Source organism: Vibrio sp. La 4.2.2, from assembly GCF_027586995.1.
Classification (GTDB): Bacteria; Pseudomonadota; Gammaproteobacteria; order Enterobacterales; family Vibrionaceae; genus Vibrio; species Vibrio mediterranei.
On sequence record NZ_JAPPTJ010000005.1, the window covers coordinates 361,552 to 377,896 of the forward strand.

General features: G+C 44.2%; 13 protein-coding genes and 4 tRNA genes. 13 read left to right on the forward strand and 4 right to left on the reverse strand.

Annotation, left to right across the window (positions count from 1 at the left end):
• Positions 1-4 precede the first annotated feature (4 nt).
• Positions 5-1,246, reverse strand: a complete 1,242-nt coding sequence (locus tag OH456_RS13635; RefSeq protein WP_270033665.1) for a putative manganese transporter — start codon at positions 1,244-1,246, stop codon at positions 5-7.
• 208 nt (positions 1,247-1,454) lie between these two features.
• Here OH456_RS13635 and OH456_RS13640 point away from each other — a divergent pair, with 208 nt between their 5' ends.
• The 3 genes from OH456_RS13640 to OH456_RS13650 all read left to right on the forward strand — a co-directional run bounded on the left by OH456_RS13640 (position 1,455) and on the right by OH456_RS13650 (position 3,483).
• Entirely contained in the window at positions 1,455-2,360 is a 906-nt protein-coding gene (locus tag OH456_RS13640; RefSeq protein ID WP_270033666.1) for a manganese-dependent inorganic pyrophosphatase, read from the forward strand.
• Between the two features lie 83 nt (positions 2,361-2,443).
• A complete protein-coding gene (locus OH456_RS13645; protein WP_006075132.1) occupies positions 2,444-2,836 on the forward strand; it encodes a DUF2750 domain-containing protein in 393 nt (130 codons plus the stop codon).
• Between the two features lie 113 nt (positions 2,837-2,949).
• On the forward strand, positions 2,950-3,483 hold the full coding sequence (locus tag OH456_RS13650) for a phosphatase PAP2 family protein (protein WP_006075133.1): 534 nt from the start codon (positions 2,950-2,952) through the stop codon (positions 3,481-3,483).
• An 83-nt stretch (positions 3,484-3,566) separates the two neighbouring features.
• Here the strand turns inward: OH456_RS13650 and OH456_RS13655 are convergent, their stop codons facing one another.
• Positions 3,567-3,884 carry an HI1450 family dsDNA-mimic protein gene (locus OH456_RS13655; protein WP_006075134.1) on the reverse strand — a complete coding sequence of 106 codons (318 nt, stop codon included), beginning with the start codon at positions 3,882-3,884 and terminating at the stop codon, positions 3,567-3,569.
• 3 nt (positions 3,885-3,887) lie between these two features.
• The gene (efpL, locus tag OH456_RS13660) at positions 3,888-4,454 is read right to left on the reverse strand and encodes an elongation factor P-like protein EfpL (RefSeq protein WP_006075135.1); all 567 of its coding nucleotides are present in this window, start codon (positions 4,452-4,454) and stop codon (positions 3,888-3,890) included.
• Between the two features lie 160 nt (positions 4,455-4,614).
• Here efpL and OH456_RS13665 point away from each other — a divergent pair, with 160 nt between their 5' ends.
• The gene (locus OH456_RS13665; protein ID WP_124939942.1) at positions 4,615-5,382 is read left to right on the forward strand and encodes a nucleotidyltransferase domain-containing protein; all 768 of its coding nucleotides are present in this window, start codon (positions 4,615-4,617) and stop codon (positions 5,380-5,382) included.
• 8 nt (positions 5,383-5,390) lie between these two features.
• On the opposite strand, the gene OH456_RS13670 is transcribed toward OH456_RS13665, so the two are convergent.
• On the reverse strand, positions 5,391-7,769 hold the full coding sequence (locus tag OH456_RS13670; RefSeq protein ID WP_240206110.1) for a DNA polymerase II: 2,379 nt from the start codon (positions 7,767-7,769) through the stop codon (positions 5,391-5,393).
• 482 nt (positions 7,770-8,251) lie between these two features.
• On the opposite strand from OH456_RS13670, the gene uvrY reads away from it, so the two are divergent.
• From uvrY to OH456_RS13715, 9 genes are all read left to right on the forward strand, one after another.
• Positions 8,252-8,896 carry a UvrY/SirA/GacA family response regulator transcription factor gene (gene uvrY, locus OH456_RS13675; protein WP_006075673.1) on the forward strand — a complete coding sequence of 215 codons (645 nt, stop codon included), beginning with the start codon at positions 8,252-8,254 and terminating at the stop codon, positions 8,894-8,896.
• The gene (uvrC, locus tag OH456_RS13680) at positions 8,896-10,731 is read left to right on the forward strand and encodes an excinuclease ABC subunit UvrC (RefSeq protein ID WP_198558023.1); all 1,836 of its coding nucleotides are present in this window, start codon (positions 8,896-8,898) and stop codon (positions 10,729-10,731) included. Before uvrY ends, uvrC begins: the two co-directional genes overlap by 1 nt.
• Before the next feature lie 48 nt (positions 10,732-10,779).
• On the forward strand, positions 10,780-11,334 hold the full coding sequence (pgsA, locus tag OH456_RS13685; protein ID WP_038225942.1) for a CDP-diacylglycerol--glycerol-3-phosphate 3-phosphatidyltransferase: 555 nt from the start codon (positions 10,780-10,782) through the stop codon (positions 11,332-11,334).
• A gap of 339 nt (positions 11,335-11,673) precedes the next feature.
• Positions 11,674-11,747 (forward strand) — tRNA-Cys (locus OH456_RS13690).
• A gap of 18 nt (positions 11,748-11,765) precedes the next feature.
• Positions 11,766-11,841, forward strand: a tRNA-Gly gene (locus OH456_RS13695).
• Positions 11,842-11,903: 62 nt separating this feature from the next.
• A tRNA-Leu gene (locus tag OH456_RS13700) sits at positions 11,904-11,990 on the forward strand.
• Between the two features lie 26 nt (positions 11,991-12,016).
• A tRNA-Gly gene (locus tag OH456_RS13705) sits at positions 12,017-12,092 on the forward strand.
• A gap of 123 nt (positions 12,093-12,215) precedes the next feature.
• Positions 12,216-12,938 (forward strand): riboflavin synthase subunit alpha, encoded by a 723-nt coding sequence (locus OH456_RS13710; RefSeq protein ID WP_270033667.1) that lies wholly within the window; start codon positions 12,216-12,218, stop codon positions 12,936-12,938.
• A 501-nt stretch (positions 12,939-13,439) separates the two neighbouring features.
• Positions 13,440-16,337, forward strand: a complete 2,898-nt coding sequence (locus OH456_RS13715) for a pyridoxal phosphate-dependent class III aminotransferase (protein WP_270033668.1) — start codon at positions 13,440-13,442, stop codon at positions 16,335-16,337.
• Positions 16,338-16,345 lie beyond the last annotated feature (8 nt).

Here is a 16,345-nt window from a genome sequence, read left to right on the forward strand (position 1 = left end):
CAAGTTATAGTTCAAACAACCAGTAATACCCGTAGCCGACGATGATTGCGGGTATTGCCGAGTAAAATGTAGCGGCTAACGCAGCTTTAGGAGCGAGTGCAATTGCAGGAAACAGAGCATCCCCATCGTTAGAGATGGCATTCGAAATTTGTGCGGACATTGGCATCGCACCAGTAATATAAAGACTAGTTACCAAAATTTGCGGTCCGCAACCCGGTAGTAGACCAACCAGCATCCCTACAAGAGGCATATAAATGCCATAACCAGATAGCGCAGAACCTAAATCGATATGTGCAAAGTGGACACTTAGCTCAAAAAACAAAAATGCCACTATGACCCAAGCACTCACAAAATGAGTGTCTTGCGCTGCTTTTTGCATTGGGTGTGATGACGCGATTTTAGCGTCTTCCGCGACCGTGCTTTGATAGTCGTTGATTTCTTTGGTGAAGGCCCACAAAAACATCATTACCACGGCTAAGACCGCACCAGTCCACTCAATACTGTTGGCTGGCAAACCAAGTACTTGGTTTATGTCGACCTGAAATGACATAGCAAAGGCAACTATCAAAGCGGGCACAATAATCCACTTCCAGAATAGTCCTTGTAGATTGATCGCTGCTCTTTGAACCCCCGTTGATTCCTGTGTGGCTTTACATGTGCAATCGGTATTATCTGTGTTATTTACTTGTGAGACGCGTTTTGCCGAAGGATTAGCGGATTTCGGGCGCAGGAAATCGGCAGCGTGTATTTTGTTTACAATTAACCCTGAGATCATCCCGACAACGACACCCATCGCGACAAGGCCTAATCCCACGCTAGGTTTACTCGCTAGAATCAAGAATGCGGCATCACCCATTGTTGCCGTTAATACCGCGACGACGGAACCGAAGCCAACTCGACCGGAAACAAACTGCGTCGTAACAATTATCGCGCCACCACAGCCGGGTAGAGCCCCTAACAACGAAGAAAAGACAACTTGATGTGTTGGTGAGTGGTGATAAAGCTCGACGAGTCGGTTTTGACTAGATATCAGTTGAGATATTTGATGATAAACGACTAAGGTAAATACGACATAGCAGGAGACGGCCCAGAAAGCATCGGAAAGCGCATTTATTGTGACTTCTCTTGTAACACTAGAGGCGAGTAGGGCAGCCATAGCATTAGGTAATATTAGACGCTTATACTTTGGTGTGAACTGGTCGATAGTTAATCCATTCACGATAGCGAGGTTCTTTACCTGTTGCATACACTTTACCGATATCAAATGAGAATTATTATCATTATACATATATGAGAATAATTCTCAATGCTATTAATGTGGTTTTCTACGCGAAGAAATAGAACGAATCTGACATCAACCGATGACAAATTTAGAAATTCAGGTAAAGTAACGACCTTTGTGAGATGTAAAGCAGGCGCATGAGCCTGATGATCAGAATTAGTTAGGAAGCAAAATGATTTTAGTTGTCGGTCATAAAAACCCAGATAGTGATAGCATTTGTGGTGCACTCGTTGCAACAGAACTTCTAAAAGCTCGTGGTCTTGAAGCACAGCCAGTTCGCCAAGGTGAAATTAACCGTGAAACTCAACATATCCTTGCAACAGCAGGTGTTGACCAACCAGAACTTCGCACTAGCGTTGCTGGTGAAAAAGTATGGTTAGTTGATTATACCGATTTAGCTCAAGCACCAGATGATATCAATGAAGCTGAAATTCTAGGTATTGTTGACCACCACCGTTTAGGTGACGTCATGACCGTTAACCCTCTTGAAGCTTGGATTTGGCCTGTGGGTTGTACATGTACTATCTTGTTCAATCTATTCAAGATGGAAAACGCTGAGATCACTCGTCCTCTCGCTATCCTAATGATGTCTGCAATTTTGTCTGACACTGTAGGCTTCGCTTCACCAACGTGTACTCAAAAAGATAAAGATGCAGTAGCGGAACTAGCAGAGATCGCTGGTGTTGAAGATCTTGATGCATTTATCAAAGATCTTCTGATTGCAAAAACAAACATTGAGGGCCTGTCTGCTGCTGAGCTAGTAGAAAAAGACCTTAAAGCATACCCATTCAATGGTCGTGACGTGGTTGTTGGCCAAGTTGAACTTGCGACACTTGAGCAAGTAGATAGCATGATTGACGCGCTTGAAGCAGACTTAACTCGTCGTTGTGAAGAACAAGGTCTAGCGTTTGCAGCGGTAATGCTAACGGATATCACAACAGCACAAACTCGCCTAATCTACAAAGGTGAGTGGGCTGAGAAACTGGTTAAGCACGAAGAAAACGGCATGCTTATGATGGAGAATACACTAAGTCGTAAGAAGCAAGGTTGGCCTTGGCTTCAGAACGAGCTGGTGTAATTATTCACTAAGTTTGAAAAAAGCCCTAGTATCTAAGGTACTGGGGTTTTTTAATTTTCGAATCTACATAAAGGTGTTCAGTGATGGCATTAGAGCAACAGCAAATCGATGAAATCTCCAGCTATGACGAAGAGAAACGGCTGAAGTACAGTGTGAAGACTATGGTTCAAGAACGTCAGATTTGGATTCTGACCGATGAACATGGTTGTGTCATGTTAAACACGGAAGATGAAGATTGTGTTCCAGTTTGGCCGCACCAAGAACTAGCTGAGCAATGGGCTACAGGAGAGTGGGATCACTGCAAAGCAGAAGCAATCTCTCTAAATAAATGGCATAGCCGCTGGACCTATGGTTTGGAAGATGACGAATTGGCTGTGGTCGTGTTCCCAAATCAAAATGAAGAAGGGGTTATTTTATTCCCTGATGAGTTTGATTTCGAGCTAAAGAAGCAGGCGACTAAGCTTTCCAGAAAATAAGCTTTCCAGAAAGCAACTGAGTATTGAAATAGTAAATAGACATTGCATGACGTATTCATTTTCCTGAAGTTCAGGTAGACTCTTTGCCAGTTTTCTTACGGTAAGTTTCTGTCATGCAACGTTTCTTTCTATTAATCTTGGGCGTACTTATTAGCTCGCTGGCGTCTGCCTCTAATAAGGATAACTGGGATTTATTCAGCGATATTGGCGCCTATGGATTGGTTGGTTTAGCGGCGGGGTTACCAGCCTACCAAGAAGATTGGGAAGGTGTTTGGCAGGCAGGTTTGAGTATTGGCTCTGCCTCGGCTATCGGTTTGGTAGGAAAACATACGATCGATGCACCGAGACCGGACGGTAGCGATAACAAAAGCTTTCCATCAAACCATACGGCAAATGCATTTGCTTCTGCAACTACCTTACACATAAGGCATGGGTGGCAGGTCGGCTTACCCGCATATGGAGTCGCAACTTTAGTAGGCGTTGGCCGTGTACAAGCGGACAAACACTATTGGCGCGATGTTGCTGCGGGTGCGGCTATCGGTGTCTTTACTGGCTGGATGTTTACCGACAAGTTGGACCCAAATGTTCAACTGTTGCCGTGGGCTTCATCTCAGGGTGCCGGTATTTCTATGACCTATGTTTGGTAGTGATTTATGTCAGTACTCAATACTTAGCGTAAAACAAAAAGCTCAGCGTTTGCTGAGCTTTTTTAATGGATGGAAACCAACGATTAATCGCGCTTCCAAAGGATATGACAGAACTTATTCTCTGGATCACGGCTTACCAATAAGCGCGCGAACACATCATCAAGAACATCGTCTTCTTCGTTTACCAACCCAATACGCACTTCTGCGTAGGTTTCATCAACGTCGAATCCTACCTGTTCAGCCCAATCCAAACCTGTTTCTACAACCTCAGCAGCCCCACGGTCGTCGAACTGTGCGGTGAAAAGAATGACATCTGCAGGTTCAAGATTATCAGGGGCCATCTCTAGGAAGATGTCGTAGGCCGCTTCGATAACGTCATCGTATGAAATCAGTTCTGACATAACTTATGCTCTGTTCATGTATTTACGTTCTGCAGTGTTGATCACTACACGGTCACCTGTTGCGATGTACTCAGGTACTTGTACGGTTAGACCTGTTGACAGACGAGCTGGTTTTGTACGAGCAGATGCTGATGCGCCCTTGATTGACGGGTCAGTTTCTTCGATAACGAGCTCGACAGATGAAGGGAGTTCAAGACCCACAGCACTGCCGTTTACTAGAATAACTTGTACACCTTGAGTGTCTTCATTGATGAACAGTAGATCGTCTTCAATTTCGTTATGTTTGAACGTGAACTGGCTGTAATCTTCGTTATCCATAAAGATATACTCATCACCATCAACGTAAGAGAATGTCACGTTACGCTTGTTCATTTCAACGGTTTCTAGAGTATCATCAGACTTGAAACGCTCATCAACTCTTGAGCCTGTTGCCAAATCAGTACAACGCAATTTATAGATCTTTGCACCGCCACGACCGCCTGGAGTCGTTACTTCGATATCTTTGATTAGCAACGTTTTGCCATTTGACTCAATCGCAAAACCTTTTTTTAGCTCACTTGCCTTAGGCATGGGAATATTTCCTTCGTTTTTTGTTTAGACAGACAATTATACGTCCGAAGTCGGGCTTTGCTCAAGAAACATGTGATGCTGGCTATGATTCATTTGAGCATTGAATCTCGACATTTCGAAACGTAGAATAGTTCTATCCGCAGTACTCTAAATCGATATCGTGCATACTCCGAATTCACTTTCATCGCTGGTAGCTCAACCTCAATATGTTGATGTCGTCCAGGACCTATTAGCTTGTTTGAAAGCTGGGCTTAAAGACAATCTCCACAGCGTTTATATCTATGGTTCCGTGGCGCAGGGGCGAGCCATCCCTAGCATATCCAATCTGGATGTTGTTGTGGTTACTCATCAATCATTCAGTGACAGTCGAACGTCTCTTTTCAACAGTATTAATTGGCGCTTTCAAAAAGAGTTTCCCTTTGTGCGAGGTATCTCGATACGTACTGCGCTCGTAAAGCAAGTGGTATCACTTGATGCATTGTTTACGTGGGGTTTCTTACTTAAGCAGTGCTGTATTAATGTGTATGGTGAAAATTTGGCCGAGTGTTTTGGCGAGTATATTCCTAGCTGGGAAATTTCTAAGCAGTGGAATATGGATATTGCAGAGAGCTCTATCAATCTGCGTAGCGAAATTGCGCAAGCAACAACAAAAGACCAAATGCTAATGGCGCAGCGCCAGATGGCGAAGAAACTCTTACGTGCTGCTTATGGACTTGTTCTACATAAACACAAGAAGTGGATAGATGAACCCAAGGAGTGTGGTTTGCAATTCTTAAACTATTTTCCGGAGCGCCAGCAAACTGTTGAACGTCTTGGGATCTTGTTAGGTAATCGAGTCATTCCCAAACGTTCAGTGGTGGGTATCTTGGATGAATTTGGCACATGGATTGCTAATGAGTACAAGAAAACAGAATTCAAAATTGGCTAACTTTACTATTAGAAGAGCCCCATTTGAGGCGCACTCAAATCATCAAAGCTTTGACCAATAAAAGGTAATATAGCCTCAGCAATCGGCCGCAGTTGCTTATCAATGTAGTGTTGATAATCAATGGGTGAACGCTGATACTCAACCGGCTCGGGTCCATTTAAAGTAATGACATACTCTATTCTTCCCTTGTTTTGGTATTGCAATGGTCGTCCCAATTGTTGGTTGATGTCGTCTGCCATGCGAGCCGCTCGTACTTGAGGGGGAATATTCTTTTGATACTCATGCAGCTTTCTGCGCAGGCGCTTTTGATAGACTAATTGGTCATCAAACTCACCTCGTGAAGTGCTTTCCACAAATGAACGGACATAGTCAGATGGATCTTGGTTTTTGAACACCATCATATAGAGTTTTTGCTGAAACTGTTGCGCCAGTGCAGTCCAGTCGGTTCTGGCACTTTCCAATCCTTTGAAGATCAGTCGTTCCTTGTCACCATCTCCAATTAACCCTGCATAACGCTTTTTAGATCCGGTTTCGGAACCTCTTATTGTTGGCATTAGAAACTTCTGATAGTGGGTTTCATACTCCAATTCCAAAATGGACGTTAAGTTGTACTCGTTCTTGAGATGATCGGCCCACCACGTATTCAGATAGTCGATAAGTTGGTTACCAATATTATCCGCACTTTGAGCATCGAACTTACCATTCAATGAGACAAAGGTTGAATCGGTGTCACCATAAATAACTTGATATCCTTTTTCTTCAATCAAGCGTTTCGATGTTTTCATTATCTCATGGCCACGCATGGTAATTGAGGAGGCTAGACGAGTATCGAAAAATCGACAGCCTGATGAGCCCAAAACACCATAAAACGAGTTCATAATGATCTTGATGGCTTGAGAAAATGCTTTTTCATTGTTGGCTTTTGCGACATCGCGCGCTTTCCATAATTCTTCGATTAAATTTGGAAGAAAATGCTGCGTCCGATGGAATTGACCTCCTCTAAATCCTGCTACAGCTTGGTCGTCATTTTTACCAATTTCCAATTTCAAGCCTTCAATCAGTCCCATAGGATCGATCAAGAAGGAGCGAATAATGGATGGATAAAGGCTTTTAAAATCGAGCACAAGTACTGAATCATACAACCCTGGGATGGAGTCCATGACGTAACCGCCTGGACTTGCTACCCAGTTCTCAGGGTGCAAATTAGGTGCCGCGTAATGAGAGCGATGTAGACGAGGGAGATAAAGATTAGTGAAAGCTGCTACCGACCCGCCTACTCGGTCAAGCTCAACGCCTGTTAATTTGGTACGTTCAATGGCGAATTCTAGCAAGTGGGTGTGTGCAAAGATGCGGTTAACCAACACACAGTCTTGCAGGTTATACTTAGCGAGTGATGGCTTGTCTTGGCGGAACATGGTGTTAATTTCTGCCATTCGGTCATGCACGTTATGAATCGCTTTTCCTTCGCCTAACAGTTCTTGAGAAACCGACTCTAGAGACCAAGAGCGGAAACCGTAAGTGGCGGTTTTTAAGGTATCAATACCGTCTAACACCACACGTCCCGGAATAGTGATAAAGCTTTGCTGACTAGAAGGTAAGGTACGAAAGTATATATTCTGATCGCCTCGACCCAAACTGAGCTTCACATGGTTCAATTCTGCTCGTTTATTAAGTAACTTAAAATCAAAATCAATGACACTCCACCCTACGATGACATCGGGGTCGAACGTTTTAAACCAGTCATTTAACGCTACAAGTAAGGCTTTTTCATCGTTGACCCATTGAACTTGGGTCGCGCACGCCTGCGCTTCACCTACCATAATAACGCGACTATCCCTCGCGCTATCAAGGCCAATGGAATACAACTGGCCTTTCTCAGAGCACTCTATATCCAGAGAAACTACTTTTAATTCAGGCGTGTAGTCGTAGGCTTTGCACTTGGCATTAGTGATTCGAATGTACTGGTTGCAAGTGTTGGCATTGATCACTTCACAGTTACCAGTGACCGCTAAACTGCCTTGGATAAAACGCTCCATTAGAAAGCGATCTGCTAACTTAATATCTGCTTCAAGAACCAGAATGTCATTATTCAACAAGAGTTCGTGAAGCTTGCGCGCACCGGAAATTGATTGGCTGTAGACCGCGAAGAGGTCTTCACCCTCAAAACTTTTTAGTTCTACAGGCTTGAGGGCAATAGGAAGTCGAGCATCAGATGCTAAGTCATCGACCAGCTCTGCAAAATGTCGTGGCACGAAGAAAACTGGTTTCTGACCCTCAATTAGAATTTGGACGGGCCCATTCACAGTGGAAATCCACAACTCAATCTGTGGTCCTTGACGCGTGTCTCTTGATTGTCGGGTTAATAGAAACCCTTTATGGATGTCCAACTCAGTTTTTTCCTACCGGCATAATGGCTTTGCGTAAATTTTAAGCAAAATATCATTGGTTGATAATCACATGTAAGGAAGTAGTGTAACAAAGGCTTACCAACCGCGAAAATCTATGAATATGCGCTAAACTTTAGTAACGAACAGTATAAATTAGAATAGTGATTTATATCGAGTTTTTGTGATTTTTTGGCATATGATGTGTACTGGGTTTCATAGGTGAACATTGGGAAATAATCGTAGTAAAACGAGGAGTTACGTTTAAGCACTAGGATGAGTGACTAATTTGTAACCTAATGATTTTAAAGTTTTTATGATTGACGACGCTTCATCTTCATCGTAATGTGTTTGCCAAAGTTTGCGCTTGTGCACGATTTGTACGAGAGCAATTTAGTTTCAAATGAGGTAAGATAGCTAGCCATGCTGCTATCCACTAACCTCAAGTGGTCGCAGAGCCAATAGACAAGTGTGGAGATACAAGTTTGATTAATGTTTTCCTTGTAGATGATCACGAACTGGTTCGCACAGGGATACGACGTATTATCGAAGACGTCCGTGGAATGAATGTAGCAGGAGAAGCTGACAGTGGTGAAGAAGCCGTAAAATGGTGTCGTAGCAACCATGTTGACGTCATTTTAATGGACATGAATATGCCTGGTATTGGCGGTTTAGAAGCAACAAAGAAAATTCTACGCCACAATCCAGACATTAAGATCATCGTGTTAACTGTACATACGGAAAATCCGTTTCCGACGAAAGTAATGCAAGCGGGTGCCGCCGGGTACCTAACCAAAGGTGCAGCGCCTGATGAAATGGTCAACGCTATTCGACTCGTCAATAGTGGTCAGAGATACATTTCTCCTGAAATTGCTCAGCAAATGGCACTTAGCCAATTTTCATCAGCGTCTGAAAACCCGTTTAAAGACCTTTCTGAACGTGAACTTCAAATCATGATGATGATCACCAAAGGACAGAAGGTAACAGATATTTCAGAGCAACTGAGCTTGAGCCCGAAAACAGTTAATAGCTACCGATACAGACTTTTTAGTAAGCTGGATATCAATGGTGATGTTGAACTGACTCATTTAGCTATTCGACATGGAATGTTAGATACTGAGACATTGTAGTGTCGGAACACATTTTTGATTCAACATCATTTCTAAAGACTGTAACAAACCAACCCGGCGTCTACCGAATGTACGACGCCGAGTCGGTCGTTATTTATGTCGGTAAAGCCAAAGACCTCAAAAAACGCCTTACTAGCTATTTTCGCAAACGAGTCGATAGCGAAAAGACACGTGCCTTAGTCAGCAATATTGCGAAAATCGATGTAACTGTTACTCATACAGAAACCGAAGCACTGATCCTTGAGCACAATTATATTAAGCAGTACTTGCCCAAATATAATGTACTGCTGAGAGACGATAAGTCTTATCCCTATATTTTCTTATCTGGACACAAACATCCACGGCTCTCGATGCATCGAGGGGCACGTCGTAAGAAAGGGGAGTATTTCGGTCCTTACCCTGACTCTGGCGCTGTTAGGCAAACTCTTCACCTTCTTCAAAAGATCTTTCCGGTTCGTCAGTGTGAAGACTCGGTCTATGCTAACCGTAGCCGTCCATGCCTAATGTATCAAATCGGCCGTTGTGCTGGCCCGTGTGTCAGCAGCATTATCTCCGATGAAGAATATGCAGAATTGGTGGGATTGCTACGTCTCTTCCTGCAAGGCAAAGACAGTAACGTATTGCAAATGCTGGTGGAGAAAATGGATGAGGCAAGCCGTAATCTAAAATTCGAAGATGCGGCTAAATATCGTGACCAGATACAAGCGATTAGACGGGTTCAAGAGCAGCAGTTCGTCTCCGAAGACAGCGATGATGACATGGATGTGCTTGGTTTTGCTCAAGAGAAAGGTGTCGCTTGTGTCCATATTCTAATGATTCGCCAAGGCAAAGTACTCGGTAGCCGCAGTCATTTCCCTAAAATCCCAAGTAACACCGACCGAAAAGAAGTGTTTTATAGTTTCTTAAGCCAATACTATCTGAATCAAACAGAATCTAGAACCATCCCTACGCGAATCATCCTCAATGATGACCTTGTGGAGGATATCAGTACGTTAGGTGAAGCGCTGTCTGAAATTGCTGGAAGGAAAGTTATTTTCCACGTCAACCCGACGGGATCCCGTGGTCGTTACCTTAAACTATCAAACACCAACGCATTAACGGCAATTACCACCAAAATCAATCATAAGATGACAATCAACCAGCGCTTCAAAGCCCTTCAAGAAGAACTTGAGTTGGAGAGCATAACTCGCATGGAATGCTTCGATATCAGTCATACGATGGGTGAAAGTACGATTGCATCTTGCGTGGTGTTTAATCAAGAAGGGCCGTTAAAGCAAGAGTATCGTCGCTACAACATTACTGGTATTACTGGCGGTGACGATTACGCTGCTATGGGACAGGTGCTTGAACGTCGCTACTCTAAGCAAATCGACGTAGATAAAATTCCTGATGTTATTTTTATTGATGGTGGTAAAGGGCAACTCAACCGTGCGGTTGAAATCGTTTCTCAGTATTGGGGAGAGTGGCCTAAGCATCCATTACTAATTGGTATCGCTAAAGGGGTGACTCGTAAACCGGGACTAGAAACTTTAATTACCCCTGAGGGGCGTGAGTTTAACTTACCAAGTGACGCTCCAGCACTTCATCTAATTCAGCATATTCGAGACGAGAGTCATGATCATGCGATAGCAGGCCATCGAGCCAAACGTGCTAAAACAAGACGTACCAGTCCGTTAGAAGGGATTGAAGGAATCGGTCCTAAGCGTCGTCAAGCCTTGCTGAAGTACATGGGTGGTTTGCAAGAACTTAAGCGAGCCAGTGTAGAAGAAATCGCCAAAGTACCCGGAATTAGCAAATCTTTGGCAGAAAACATCTATCAAGCATTGAAACACTAGAGAAAATCCCGCAACATAAAGGCGCAGTAGAAAAGAGCCGATAATAATATGCGTTTAAACATACCTAACATTCTGTCTTTGTTGAGATTATTTCTCATCCCCGTATTCATTGTAGTTTTTTATCTCCCATACAGCTGGGCGCCGTTTGCTGCCGCAATGGTGTTTTGGGTGGCCGGTTTTACCGACTGGTTAGATGGGATGTTAGCAAGGAAGCTGGGTCAAACCTCTCGATTTGGCGCTTTCATCGACCCTGTCGCTGACAAAGTGTTAGTTGCTACTGCGTTGATTCTAATTACTGAACACTACCACAGCATTTGGGTAACTATTCCTGCTGTTACCATGATTGCACGTGAGATTATCATTTCTGCTTTGAGAGAGTGGATGGCTGAAATCGGCAAGCGCGCCAGTGTTGCTGTTTCATGGGTAGGCAAAGTTAAGACGCTGACACAGATGTTTGCTCTATGGGTACTTATCTGGCGCTATGACGATTGGATGGTATGGCTAGGCTTCGGTGCACTTTATGTTGCAACGGTATTAACCTACTGGTCAATGTTCCAATATCTAGCTGCTGCTAAAGATGATTTATTGAATGCAGATGATTAGAGATAATGAATAATAGAAGGCGAGCGATGAGCTCGCCTTTTTTGTCACTATTGAATGCTTTAATACTCGAAGAGAGGCACTTCGGTAAGTGATATCAGAGTTCTTAGGTTTTGTAGATATAAATACAACAACAAAGCAAAACAAGTTTTCTAGTGCTAAATGTGCATGTTTTTGCTAGAAAATTGAGCAAATTAGCGCTTTTTGGATGTTTCTTAGACAAACGATTCAAAATATAAAAAAACGTGTTGACTCATTTCTCTGATTGCGTAAAATGCCTCCCGTACTCAAGAGGAACTGCTTAAAGCAAAGCGATTAAGTTAGAGTCCAGAGTGACAAGACGGCGCCTTGGCAGAGTGGCTATGCAGCGGATTGCAAATCCGTGGACCTCGGTTCGACTCCGGGAGGCGCCTCCATTCTCTCTTAGAGAATATGCGACACTAGCTCAGTTGGTAGAGCGCAACCTTGCCAAGGTTGAGGTCACGAGTTCGAACCTCGTGTGTCGCTCCAAGTTTTAAAGATATGGCGAAAGCGGTATCTAGATGGTGTCTCCATCACAATGAATTTTGTGTGCCCTGGTGGTGGAATTGGTAGACACAAGGGATTTAAAATCCCTCGGCGTTCGCGCTGTGCCGGTTCAAGTCCGGCCCGGGGCACCATCTCAAATTAGTCTTAAAAGACAAATGCGACACTAGCTCAGTTGGTAGAGCGCAACCTTGCCAAGGTTGAGGTCACGAGTTCGAACCTCGTGTGTCGCTCCAAACAAGAAAGCCCAGCAACTATGCTGGGCTTTTTCGTTTTTCCTTTCTACTCTCTTTATCTTCTTGATTCTTTTTGTAATGATGTCTGTACTAAAGGCACTTCACTAGTGAAATGAGGCATCTATGTTTACGGGAATTATCCAATCTGTCGCGACAATCGACAAAATTACTGATCTTAACGGCATTCGTACCTTTGAAATCGATTTTGAATCTGGGTTTTGCGTCGATGTTGAAATTGGAGCCAGTATCGCTGTGGATGGGGTATGTTTAACGGTTACCGCAATTCAAAGTGAAACGCGTCTCTCTTTTGACGTCATGCTTCAGAGCCTGAACATCACCACATTGAGTGCATTTGAAGAAGGCCAGAGAATCAATGTGGAGCGTGCGGCAAAAGATGGCGCAGAGATTGGTGGTCATCCGCTTTCAGGACACGTGGACTTCAAAACGCCATTGGTTGCTATTCATCAACAAGAAGATAACTACCGTATACAATTTCAGTTGCCAAAAGAGTGGAAACCATACGTGTTCCCTAAAGGCTATATCGCTATCAACGGGGCAAGCTTGACGGTTTCAGAAGTAGATAAGCAAGAAGGGTGGTTTGATGTGTGGCTGATTCCAGAAACTCGCCGTATGACGACCTTTGAAGGCAAACTGGTGGGTGATGACGTTAATATAGAGATTGAGCGTGGCACTCAAGTTGTTGTTGATACCGTGCGCGATACAATTGCTGACACTTTAGGCCCACTGTTACCGATGTTTGAAAGATTCTTGGAACAAAATGGTGTTGACGTAGATACCATAGGCCAGGCGACCACCAAACGCCTAAGCGATCAAAAGGATAAGTAGCAAAATAAAATAACGCCGCCTCCCACGAGGCGGTTTTTTTATCTAACCAATTTCATATTTTTGGTAGTTGTTTCCATAAGTTAGACAAAACGTAACTGGAGAAAACGGTTGCGATGATAATGATTTCTATGTTACTTTCCCGCGCAATCTCGGAATGAATCTGGGGGAGACGCGTTGTGACCATTCAAGCTGATTGTGACACAACGTAGGGTAGGTACTGGTTATGCCAATAACCAGTAGACGGGATACTGATGCCTAGAAGGGCATGTTAATGGGAAACCCAACATTGAAACAGATTAACTCACACTCAAAAATCAGCTTTGTACTTCCAAACTGTGTATTGTGCTTAAACCGTAGTATCACAGAGCCTTGATTTCAAAACGCTAATACCTTTCTAAATGAAGCAGTTCATTTAGGCCTTTGTCACATCTGAAATACGGTGGGACTTGTTTTGCTATGCGCGTAGCGAGTGATTTCGCACGCCTAATCTAGGTTACAAAAATGAGTACAGCATTCGAATTTGATTCCAAAGAATTCGCGTCTTCAATTTCGGTACACGTTCCACACGTTGAAGGCACCTATGACCTGACACCTGATCAGGTTCTACTTGATCAAGCGGAGCACGAATCAGAAGTTCGTTCCTATCCACGTCGTCTGCCTATCGCCATCAAGCGTGCGTTTGGTGCTTTGGTGGAAGACACTCGTGGGCAAATCTTTCTTGATTGTCTTGCTGGAGCAGGCACGCTTGCGATGGGTTACAACCATCCTGAAATCAATCAAGCTCTCAAACAGCAGCTTGATTCAGGTTTACCGTACCAAACTCTTGATATTACGACAGAAGCGAAAGATCGTTTTATCAAACGAGTGAAAGCGTTTCTACCGCAAGAATTCGCTGACCAATCGGTGATTCAGTTTTGTGGCCCTTCGGGTGCCGACGCTGTTGAAGCCGCTATCAAATTGGCGAAGCAAACTACGGGTAGAAATACTATGTTTGCTTTCCGCGGTGCATATCATGGTATGACGAATGGCACCATGGGAATGATGGGTAACCTTGGCACCAAAGCGCGTCGTACTGGGCTGATGTCCGATGTTCACTTCATGCCATTTCCTTATAATCTTCGTTGTCCGTTTGGTCTTGGTGGCGATGCGGGCGCAAAACAGAGTATTCGTTATATCGAACGACTATTGAACGATGATGAAGCCGGTATCATGAAACCAGCTGCCATTATTGTTGAGCCAGTTCAAGGAGAAGGGGGCGTTATTCCTGCTCCGGCGTTTTGGCTGAAAGAATTACGCCGACTTTGTGATGAGCATGAGATCTTGCTCATTTTGGATGAAATCCAGTGCGGCGTAGGCAAAACAGGCTACCGTTTTGCATTTGAAGAAGCGGGGATTAGCCCAGATATTCTCTGTTTATCCAAAGCGATTGGCGGCGGCTTGCCGATGTCACTACTGGTATTTAACAAAAAAGTGGATACGTGGAACGCAGGTGAACACACGGGCACATTCCGCGGTAATCAACTGGCCATGGTTTCGGGCGAGAAAGCACTTGAGATCATCGAGCGCGACAATCTTGTTGAGCATGCCAGAGTCGCTGGAGAGTACTTACGTCTTGGCCTCAACAGAATAAAGCAACGTGTAAACTGTATTGCTGAGGTTCGCGGTAAAGGACTGATGCTGGGCGTCGAGATTGTCAAGCCAACGGGTGAACACAACAAGTTTGGTGAACCTGTTGCCGATGGTCAGCTTACCCTAGGCATACAGCGCGCCGCGCTAGAACGCGGTTTGATGGTTGAAAAAGGTGGGCGTGATGGTGCCGTTATTCGCTTTCTTCCACCACTAATCATCAGTTTCGAGCAGATCGATTTTGCATTACGCACCATTGAAGAGGCTATCGTTGTAGCTGGTGGCGGGCAAAAGTCACAGCAAGTTAACAAAGCAAAGTCGTGGAAAAAGTACTTCATCCATACGGGTGTGCAAGGTGCGACCGAATTTTCTCAGGTAATGAATCACACTACTCAAGCGATGAAAGAAGTGTTTGAGGGTGTCTCTAAACCGTATTCGGGGTTAGATCCAAAAGTGCTTGAATCGGCCATTAACAATGTCAATCTTGACGGTCGTCATCATGATCTACAACGTGTTGTTGATGAGACAGCAAGTTTGGTTGCAGAGCATTCAATATTCACTCAACACCCTAATTGTATTGCACATTTGCATACACCACCTTTAATGCCAGCTGTAGCTGCAGAGGCGATGATCGCGGCGTTGAATCAATCTATGGATTCTTGGGACCAAGCATCGGCGGCAACTTATGTTGAGCAGAAAGTACTGGATTGGCTTTGCGAGCGCTATGAGCTTGGTGCGTCAGCAGATGGTATTTTCACCAGTGGTGGCACACAGAGTAATTTAATGGGTCTTCTGTTGGCACGTGACCGAATTGCGGATGTGACGGATGGTCATTCTATCCAAAAGCAAGGTCTTCCGAGTTATGCCGATAGACTTCGTATTGTCTGTTCCGATAAGTCGCATTTTACGGTTCAAAAGTCAGCCTCGTTGTTAGGCTTGGGTGAAAAAGCCGTGCACTGCGTTGCAACCCACGACAACGGTACCATCAAAACGGATGCACTTATCACTGACTTACAAGCGATGAGAGCTGAAGGCTTGATACCTTTTGCTTTAGTCGGAACAGCAGGGACGACAGATCACGGCGCTATTGATGATCTAAACTCTCTCGCCACCATTGCTGCCGAAAACCAGCTTTGGTTCCACGTTGATGGTGCTTACGGTGGCGCCCTTATTCTAAGCAGTCACAAAAACAAGCTTAATGGTATTGAAAAAGCGGACTCTGTCAGCGTCGATTTCCATAAATTGTTCTATCAAACCATCAGTTGTGGCTCGTTGCTGGTAAAAGATCGCAGCAACTTTAAGTACCTGCTTCATCATGCGGATTACCTCAATCGAGAGCACGATGAGCTGCCAAACTTGGTCGATAAATCCATTGCTACAACCAAGCGTTTCGATGCTCTAAAAGTCTTCATGACGATGCAAAACGTTGGTCCACAGGCACTAGGTGATATGTATGACCATCTGATGGAACAAACGCAAGAGGTGGCCAAACTTGTTCAAGCGCATGAACGATTTGAGCTATTGGCACAGCCATCATTATCAACGGTCTTATTGCGCGTTATTAATCATGACGTCAACGATTTGAATGAGCTGAATAAAGCGATCCGTTTACAAGCACTAACACGTGGCGTTGCGGTGTTAGGGGAAACGGTAGTGAACGGTCAGTCAGCACTGAAGTTCACGATTCTAAACCCATGCTTAACGCTCTCAGATTTTGAGAGCCTACTGAATAACATTGATCAGTTAGCACTTGAGCTAGCTAACTCGTACTAACCGATAAA